The 8424-nt window shown below is 46.1% G+C and carries 8 protein-coding genes and 1 pseudogene; 7 read left to right on the top strand and 2 right to left on the bottom strand.

Translation table 11 applies throughout. The features are described 5' to 3' along the window. The first annotated feature begins 385 nt into the window (after nucleotides 1–385). Nucleotides 386–985 (top strand): YdeI/OmpD-associated family protein, encoded by a 600-nt coding sequence (locus AC5V8P_RS20345; protein WP_064795966.1) that lies wholly within the window; start codon nucleotides 386–388, stop codon nucleotides 983–985. 90 nt (nucleotides 986–1075) lie between these two features. Here the strand turns inward: AC5V8P_RS20345 and AC5V8P_RS20340 are convergent, their stop codons facing one another. Together AC5V8P_RS20340 and AC5V8P_RS20335 are read right to left on the bottom strand one after the other, a co-directional pair. Next, nucleotides 1076–1939, bottom strand: a complete 864-nt coding sequence (locus tag AC5V8P_RS20340; protein ID WP_064795967.1) for a sulfurtransferase — start codon at nucleotides 1937–1939, stop codon at nucleotides 1076–1078. A 74-nt stretch (nucleotides 1940–2013) separates the two neighbouring features. Next, nucleotides 2014–2958 carry a DMT family transporter gene (locus tag AC5V8P_RS20335; protein WP_064795968.1) on the bottom strand — a complete coding sequence of 315 codons (945 nt, stop codon included), beginning with the start codon at nucleotides 2956–2958 and terminating at the stop codon, nucleotides 2014–2016. A 232-nt stretch (nucleotides 2959–3190) separates the two neighbouring features. Between AC5V8P_RS20335 and AC5V8P_RS20330 the strand changes: the two genes are divergently transcribed. The 6 genes and pseudogenes from AC5V8P_RS20330 to AC5V8P_RS20305 all read left to right on the top strand — a co-directional run. Further along, entirely contained in the window at nucleotides 3191–4096 is a 906-nt protein-coding gene (locus AC5V8P_RS20330; RefSeq protein WP_064795969.1) for a DUF8580 domain-containing lipoprotein, read from the top strand. 212 nt (nucleotides 4097–4308) lie between these two features. Continuing rightward, complete coding sequence (gene dapD, locus AC5V8P_RS20325) at nucleotides 4309–5022, top strand: 2,3,4,5-tetrahydropyridine-2,6-dicarboxylate N-acetyltransferase (protein WP_063209994.1); 714 nt, start codon at nucleotides 4309–4311, stop codon at nucleotides 5020–5022. A gap of 180 nt (nucleotides 5023–5202) precedes the next feature. Further along, entirely contained in the window at nucleotides 5203–6339 is a 1137-nt protein-coding gene (locus AC5V8P_RS20320; protein ID WP_064795970.1) for an N-acetyldiaminopimelate deacetylase, read from the top strand. 74 nt (nucleotides 6340–6413) lie between these two features. After that, nucleotides 6414–7523: an ABC transporter ATP-binding protein gene (locus AC5V8P_RS20315; protein WP_063209996.1), complete on the top strand. Its 1110-nt coding sequence runs from the start codon at nucleotides 6414–6416 to the stop codon at nucleotides 7521–7523. Beyond that, nucleotides 7513–8325: an ABC transporter permease gene (locus AC5V8P_RS20310; protein WP_063209997.1), complete on the top strand. Its 813-nt coding sequence runs from the start codon at nucleotides 7513–7515 to the stop codon at nucleotides 8323–8325. The genes AC5V8P_RS20315 and AC5V8P_RS20310 overlap by 11 nt, the downstream gene beginning before the upstream one ends. Beyond that, nucleotides 8315–8424: pseudogene (locus AC5V8P_RS20305) on the top strand (ABC transporter permease); the annotation flags it as partial. The gene AC5V8P_RS20310 and the pseudogene AC5V8P_RS20305, both read left to right, overlap by 11 nt.

Here is an 8424-nt window from a genome sequence, read left to right as displayed (position 1 = left end):
AAGTCATTCTTGTCGTTTGTATACGTAGCCGCTATTTTCAAATTGACTCAGTAATGAGTTTTCAGACACGTCCTAGTCTTTCCATTGCTATGGGGAGTATTGGGTGCGGTAGAATTCTCAAGAATAATGAGTTGGAGTGAGAAAATAAAAAAAAGAGAAGCGAACGAAGAAGTAGATTTAGATAAATATAAGAAAAAAATTAAAATATATCTATGCATAAACGTAATTTATTTATTATTAGTTATATGTCAATTGGGTTATGTAATTTATAGATGGGATGAGGTGAACGTATAATAAATATAGCATTGTGATGACTATTCTATAGATTTTCTGTAAATATATATACATAAACATTATGAGCAAAAACAATAAGGGGGGAGCTAACATGACAAATAGAGAGGAAATGAATCCTAAAGTTGATGCATATTTAGATAAAGTGAAAAAATGGCAGGCGGAAATGGAGAAGTTGAGAGCGATCATGCTTGACTGCCAGCTCACTGAAGAATTGAAGTGGGGTAAACCATGCTACATGTTTCAGAATAGTAACATCGCTATAATACAAGGATTTAAAGAACACTGTGCGCTTATGTTTTTCAAAGGTGCTTTGTTAAAAGACCCCAATAGTATTCTAATCAAACCTGGTGAGGATACGCAGGCGGGACGCCAGATTCGGTTCACGAATGTTGAAGAAATCGTGGAGATGGAAACCATCTTGAAAGCCTATATTAATGAAGCCATTGAAGTGGAAAAAGCCGGTTTAAAAGTGGATTTCAAAAAGAATACAGAACTCATATTTCCTGAAGAATTTCAAGCTAAATTAGATGAAAATCCTGCCTTGAAAACTGCTTTTGCTGCATTGACGCCGGGACGACAAAGAGCATATATTATGCATTTTTCTGCGCCCAAACAATCTAAAACTCGGGAATCAAGGATTGAAAAATGTAAGCAAGACATTCTCTCTGGAAAGGGATTAAATGATCGATAAATTCGATGAGAGAAAAAACACACTGCCATGAGCTCAATCGCTTAAGGCAGTGTGTTTATCTTTAGAACCTGTATATCTGTTAAAAAAGGATTATTCCTGTCCAGTCGCCACCGGATTTTCCTCATAGCTGATCCAATCGCTCCAGCTTCCCGGATAGAGTCTCACATTACTAAATCCTGCCTCATTCAAAGCCAGAACATTCGGACAGGCGGATACGCCAGAACCACAATACACGATAATTTCTGCGTTTGGATCAAGGTCGGCAAAGTGCTGCTGCAATTGTTCCGAGTTTTTAAATGACCCCTTTTCATCCAAGACCTCTTTCCAGAAGAAATTCACTGCACCGGGAATATGCCCCGCTGCTTGATCTATGGGCTCTTCCAGCCCCAGGTAGCGCGGACGCTCTCTGGAGTCGATCAATATAGGTGAAAAACCGATATAGGAGCCAACAGGAACAGAATCTACAGATATACGTTGTACTTCTTTCATACTTGTGAGCATTTGCGTCTGTACGTTCGGTGTGAAGGTACTTGGAATGCGAATCGGCTGGTCTGCCGTAACGGGGAACTTTGCTTCCTTCCAGGCACTGTAGCTTTCTTCCAGCACATATACCTGCTCATGTCCGAGGTAGCGCAACAGCCACCAGAAACGGGAGGCCATCATCCCCCCTTGGTCATCATAAGCAACGATGCGTGAAGCGGAGTTGATCCCGGCACGACTCAGACGTGCAGCAAGTGTATCCACATCAGGTAATGGATGGCGACCGCCATGTTCGCCTAGAGGAGCGGTAAGGTCTTCCTCCAAATCGAAGTGCACCGCCCCTGGGATATGGTCTTCATTAAATTCGGTCCGTCCAGCCCCGGCTTGTCCGAGCACGGAACGGCAGTCGGCAATGATTATGTCTGGTTCATACAATCGGGCCAGCAGCCAGCGTTTGGATACGATGGATTTCATAGAAGATTCCGCCTTCCTTTATTTAACGGTAAATTTAATCCATTGAGTATGGTTTATGAAAATGGGGTAATAAGCTAAGAGCTAGCCTTTAGGGGACGCTCATTGTTAGGCATTTCACTTTGGTGAACAACTTGCTTTTTAAAATCCGTTCCGTATCGGATAAAAACCCATACGCCGAACAGGATGAAAAAGCCTGCACCAAATTGCAAGGTAGACAGCCTTTCCCCAAGCAGCACCCAAGCCAGCAGGGAAGAAATAACGGGCTCACCGAGTACGGCCATCGACACCGCGGTGGCATTGATGTATTTGAGCAGCCAGTTAAACAGGTAATGTCCAAACAGCGTAGGCACAATGGCAAGCAGCAGGAACAGTCCCCATTCCCGTGGAGCATATCCAGTAAAAGGTATAGCATTGACCACATTATACAGCGCAAGCGATGTGGCTGCGATGATAAAAACCCAAAAGTTATACACAAAAGCGCTCAAATGCTCGCGTAGATGCTTGCCCATTAGCATATGGATGGACACAGCTACCATCCCCAAAAAGGACAGTGCATCCCCGAGCAGGGCCTGTCCTGAGACCTGAAAATCTCCTGCGCCGATGGCTAGCGAGCCGACAAAGGCCATACCCATTCCGAAGAGCATAGCGCGATTTGTGCCGGTCCGGAAAAACAAAAAAGAACCAAGCATGACAAGGATCGGTTCCAATGTCATAATAACAGTAGAACTTGCTACAGTGGTGAGTCGCAGCGAGCCCATCCACAGCAAGAAATGCAGCCCTAGCGCGATACCGGACCAGAGGATCATCATCCACTGCTTGCGAGTGAGGCTGAATAGCTCAGTACGGTATTTCCAGACCAATGGCAGCATAAGCAGATTGGTCAGGTACAAACGGTACATAGCGATGACGGACACCTCGGCTTCAGACCATCTGACGAAGATCGAGGAGAACGAAATAGCGATAATACCTATGATGTACAATAATTCAAAGGAAAAAGACGGTTTGTGTGCTTGATTCATGTGGCAGCTCCATCCGTATGGAAGAAAATAAATACGTAAATGTTCCTTCTAACGGTATCTCGAAAATGAGGTTTAATACAGCCCATTATACCGTACCTGGCATCCCCATGGTGTTAGGATTTTGCAAAATCCTGAGAATATCATAAACGGGAGCTAGAGGAAGGTTTTTAAATGAGACGCTGCATGGAACTTTTGCCACACAAGCTCGTCTATCAAAGTGGAGGTGGATTTTATGAAAAAACATAACACATTTTCAATCTTACTACTGACTATCATGGCAGTGCTGGCTCTGTCAGCCTGTGGCACGAAACCGCAAACCAACAACAATACACCTCAAGGAGCTGACCAACCGCAAGCGCAACAGCCGCAAGCCACACCAGAGCAGGTCGCTGAGCCGCAGGTTAAGAAGGGCACAGGTGTATACAACGGAGCTGCTGACCCGCATACGGTAGAGATTGAGATCAATGGCGAAGCCCAATCCTTTCAATTGGGGGAGGGGCTGGATACGGTAATTGCTGGACTTAAGGAAGGCGATCCAGTAGCGTTTGAATATAACGAAAAAGCAGTAGAGGGCGACGCGACAGCGAAACAACTGACTTTAACGAAAATACAAAAGACAGAGGCTGCAACAGATAGCAATCAAAACGGAAGTCTTGGTCAACAAGTAGGCGGGGAACGCGCGAAAACTCAAACTTTTGAGCTTAACCTCGAAGGGAATAAGGAAAAGCAGACTGCCACTTTGGCAAAGGGAACGGGCTATTCGCTGTATGTGTTTGACCCGATGTCCTTATTTCCCGATCAGAACCGTGTCGCTTTGGCGGTAGATGATAACTACTACGCCGAAATTACGAAGCTGCCCTCCGACTTTAATCTGGATAAGCTTCAAAAAGAAGGCGAAAAGGACCTTGCTTCCATAGGCAAGGTGCAAAAGCTGGACAAAGCAGCCGTGCCTCAAGCGCTGACCAGCAGTCGCCTGTTCTTGCAAGCGAACGGTTCGAAAATCACACGACAATATATTGTTGTGGAAAATACTACGGGCGCTTTTAGCGTGAAAGTGAACATTCCACAAGGGGAACCTGCGGAAGGATTCGAATCCTTCATTTATACATCGCTGGAGAGCCTGCAAGCAAATAAATAAGCCTGATTTCAAGTCAGACGGTCACTAGCCGATAATCATGAATTTAAGGCACTCAAACGACCGAGACTTGTTATTATAGGTACTAGCTTAGCACTCTGAAGGTCTAATCTGTAATTGCGAGACCTGCACTTTTGTGCTATAAAGGATGAGAGAATAAGATCATTCCGGCTTGCGAAGTCGTATGAAGCGATGAAGGAGTTGTTAGATTTACTATGTCCATCGAAATGAATACACAAGAAGTCATTAACGTGATTAAAAACAGCAAGAAAAAGACGCCTGTTAAAGTATATGTAAAAGGAGCTTTGGCTTCCGCATCTTTTGGCGAGAATGTTCAAGCTTTTATTTCTGGAGACAGCGGTGTGGTATTTGGTGATTGGGCCGATATCAAGCCGGTACTGGATAGCGTAAACGCAAAAGAAGAAGATTATGTGGTCGAAAATGACCGCCGTAACTCCGCTGTTCCTATGCTGGATCTGAAAGGCATCAATGCACGCATTGAGCCAGGCGCCTATATTCGCGATATGGTGGGCATCGGTAACAACGCCGTCATTATGATGGGCGCAGTGATTAACATCGGCGTTACGATTGGTGAAGGCACCATGATTGATATGAATGCTGTACTTGGCGGTCGTGTTAAGGTAGGCAACATGTGCCACATCGGTGCAGGCGTTGTCCTTGCTGGTGTTATTGAGCCACCGTCCGCACAGCCTGTTATCGTAGAAGACGAAGTATTGATCGGTGCGAACTCGGTTGTACTGGAAGGCGTACGCATTGGTAAAGGTGCAGTTGTTGCAGCTGGAGCGGTTGTAACTGAAGATGTGCCTCCATACTCCGTAGTAGCTGGTACACCTGCACGTGTAATCAAACAGGTCGATGACAAGACCAAATCCAAAACTGAGATTCTGAAAGAACTGCGCGTTCTGTAAGAAGGCAAAGTTTTTTATGTACCAAAGGTGAACGATTCCTTGTCAGGAGCATGATGCACTGACAGCATAACTTAGGGACGAAGCACAACGGACAAGGCTCGGCGGCTGCGCCGGGCTTTTGTCCTTTTGTTCTTTTGCCAGCTAAGAACGGATGAGCTATAAAAGGAGGCGGAGCAGCAAATGAGTACGGTCGATTATCGTTCTTTTGTTCAAATACGAAGAGATTTGCATCAAATTCCCGAACCTGGGTTTGAGGAATATAAAACACAACGATACTTGCTGGACTACTTGGAAACGCTCCCCCAGGAGCGAATGGAGATTCGTACATGGCGAACGGGGGTGCTAGTATTCATTCATGGAACGGCTCCTGAACGCCGCTATGGATATCGTTGTGATATGGATGGCCTACCGATTGAAGAAGAGACGGGGTACGATTTTCGTTCGACCCATCCTGGCTACATGCATGCATGTGGACACGATTTACATATGACAATTGGTTTGGGAATTGTGACTCACTTTGCAAGCCATCCGATCAAGGATGATCTGATCGTGTTGTTTCAACCAGCTGAGGAAGGGCCTGGTGGAGCCCTGCCTATGCGGGACAGCATAGAACTGTCTGACTGGATACCGGATGAAATTGTCGCATTGCATGTTGCTCCTGAATATCCTGTGGGCACCATCGCCACTCGCCCGGGTATCTTATTTGCCAATACGTCGGAGCTTTTCATCGACCTCAAGGGTACAGGCGGGCATGCGGCTTATCCGCACAAGGCGAATGATATGGTGGTAGCTGCTTGTCAGCTGGTGGGGCAACTACAGACGGTTGTAGCTCGTAATGTGAATCCACTGGATGCAGCGGTCATTACGGTCGGCAAGGTTAGCGGCGGCACGAAGCAAAATATTATCGCGGAAACCGCTCGTTTGGAAGGTACGATCCGCACGTTGTCTGCTGAGACGATGACACTGGTTAAATCGCGGATTGAAGCGCTGGTGCGCGGTGTGGAAGCTGGTTTTGAATGTCAAGCGGAGATTCATTATGGCTCCAATTATTTGCAGGTGTACAATGAGGCCAAGGTGACTGAGGAATTCATGAACTGGGTCAGAAATCGGCAGGATGTGCAGCTTGTTGAATGCGGAGAGGCGATGACCGGAGAAGACTTCGGGTATTTCCTGGAACGAATTCCGGGTCTGATGTTCTGGCTTGGCGTGGATACGCCTTATGGCTTGCACCATGCCAAGCTGGAGCCTGCGGAGGAAGCGATCGAAGTGGCCATCCGTGTGCTGACAGACTATTTTACATGGAAGTCTCAAGGGTGAATGAAACGCCCTGAGTAATTTTGTTTAATGAACAGAATGAATGGAATGAAGTCGAATTTTTGAAGGAGGGTGTTATGGGAGAGCAAACCATCATCCGATTTGAACGGGTGACCAAACAATATGATAACGATCCCCCGGTGCTGGCGGATGTCAGCTTTGAGATTGAGCGTGGTAAATTTTATACACTGCTAGGTCCTTCCGGCTGCGGTAAAACGACGATTCTGCGTATGATTGCAGGCTTTGCAGAGCCGACAGAGGGCTCAATTTATTTGAATGGAAAACTCATTAATCGTGTTCCAGCCAATGAGCGGCAGGTCAATACGGTTTTTCAGGACTATGCATTATTTCCACATCTGAATGTGTTTGAAAATGTAGCCTTTGGTCTGCGGATCAAAAAAATGAACAAAAAGGATATTCAAGAGAAGGTGACACAGGCGTTGTCCTTTGTCAATCTGGAAGGCTACGGCGAACGGGAAATTTCCGAGATGTCCGGGGGCCAGCGTCAGCGTGTGGCCATTGCACGTGCTATCGTCAATGAGCCTGATGTTCTTTTGTTGGATGAACCGCTGTCGGCACTGGATTTAAAGCTGCGGACAGAGATGCAGTATATTTTGCGTGAAATGCAGCAGCGTCTTGGAATCACTTTCATATTCGTTACGCATGATCAGGAGGAAGCGCTGGCCATGTCAGACGAAATTTTTGTCATGAACAAAGGCAAGATCGAGCAAAGCGGTACGCCAAATGATATCTATGATGAGCCGATTAATCGGTTCGTGGCTGATTTTATCGGCGAATCGAATATTGTTCCTGGACGTATGATTGCGGATTATCAAGTGGAATTCAACGGTCGACAGTTTGAATGTGTCGACGGAGGATTGCGTCCGAACGAGCCGATTGAAATTGTGATCCGGCCAGAGGACTTGGAGATTACCAGTGTGGATGAAGGCAAGCTGCGTGTTAAGGTGGATACCCAATTGTTCCGTGGAGTTCACTACGAAATAAGCTGCTATGATGATTCAGGTCAGGAGTGGCTGGTGCATTCTACCAAAAAGGCGGAGCTGGGCAGTGAAATTGGTCTAAAATTTGACCCGGAAGCCATTCATGTCATGCGGTTTGGGGAGACAGAAGAAGAATTTGATCGGCGTCTGGAAGCCTATGAAGAGGTGGAGCAGCATGTCCGGTAATACTAGAGCAGCGTATCTGCTGCCTTACTATTTATGGATTGTGCTGTTCGTGGCGGCTCCAGTAGTCCTTGTATTTTACTATTCACTATTTGATGTGGATGGTCATTTCACATTCAGCAACTACGCTCAGTTTTTCACGCCTGTTTATTTAAGCATGACGCTTAGCTCATTTTGGTATGCATTTCTGATCACTGTATGTTCACTGCTGGTGGCGTATCCGGCGGCATATTTGCTCACTCGCACCAAGCATAAGCAGTTGTGGTTGCTGCTCATTATTTTGCCGACCTGGATTAACCTATTGCTCAAAACGTATGCTTTTATCGGCATTTTCGGAACTTATGGTCCGGTGAATGCGGTGTTAGGCATGGTTGGGTTGGGTGGTCAGCAAATTTTGTTTACCAGTTCCAGCTTTGTATTTGTATCTGTATATATATTTGTGCCTTTTATGATTTTGCCCATCTATAATGCGTTGGAGGGTTTGAACCCTTCACTGCTGGATGCAGCCCGTGATTTGGGAGCCTCCAGATGGATTGCATTTCGCAGGGTTGTTTTCCCGTTAACACTTTCAGGTGTGCGATCCGGTTGTATGGCTGTGTTTATTCCGGCGTTGTCGCTGTTTATGATTACCCGTCTGATTGCAGGTAACCGTGTAATTACGCTGGGGACGGCGATAGAGCAGCATTTTCTAGTTACTCAGGACTGGGGGATGGGCTCTACAGTTGCTGTGTTCCTGATTTTGGCGATGGCTATCATTATGCTGCTCACCTCGGGAACGAAACGGAGGGTACGGCATGGTAAATAAAAATCGATTCGGAAATATATATTTGATGCTTGTTTTTCTCGTGTTGTATGCGCCTATCTTGTATTTGATGTACTATTCCTTCAACAGCGGTGGGACCAT

It is taken from the genome of Paenibacillus sp. N119s (assembly GCF_059447605.1).
Note: the sequence above shows the minus strand (reverse complement) of the source record. Positions and strands in the feature narration are given on the sequence as shown.

What these genes read in the sequence shown, in the direction of transcription:
- AC5V8P_RS20345 (WP_064795966.1), top strand. Translation starts at nt 386, where the DNA reads ATGACAAATAGAGAGGAAATGAATCCTAAAGTTGATGCATATTTAGAT.
- AC5V8P_RS20340 (WP_064795967.1), bottom strand. Translation starts at nt 1,939, where the DNA reads ATGAAATCCATCGTATCCAAACGCTGGCTGCTGGCCCGATTGTATGAA.
- AC5V8P_RS20335 (WP_064795968.1), bottom strand. Translation starts at nt 2,958, where the DNA reads ATGAATCAAGCACACAAACCGTCTTTTTCCTTTGAATTATTGTACATC.
- AC5V8P_RS20330 (WP_064795969.1), top strand. Translation starts at nt 3,191, where the DNA reads ATGAAAAAACATAACACATTTTCAATCTTACTACTGACTATCATGGCA.
- dapD (WP_063209994.1), top strand. Translation starts at nt 4,309, where the DNA reads ATGTCCATCGAAATGAATACACAAGAAGTCATTAACGTGATTAAAAAC.
- AC5V8P_RS20320 (WP_064795970.1), top strand. Translation starts at nt 5,203, where the DNA reads ATGAGTACGGTCGATTATCGTTCTTTTGTTCAAATACGAAGAGATTTG.
- AC5V8P_RS20315 (WP_063209996.1), top strand. Translation starts at nt 6,414, where the DNA reads ATGGGAGAGCAAACCATCATCCGATTTGAACGGGTGACCAAACAATAT.
- AC5V8P_RS20310 (WP_063209997.1), top strand. Translation starts at nt 7,513, where the DNA reads ATGTCCGGTAATACTAGAGCAGCGTATCTGCTGCCTTACTATTTATGG.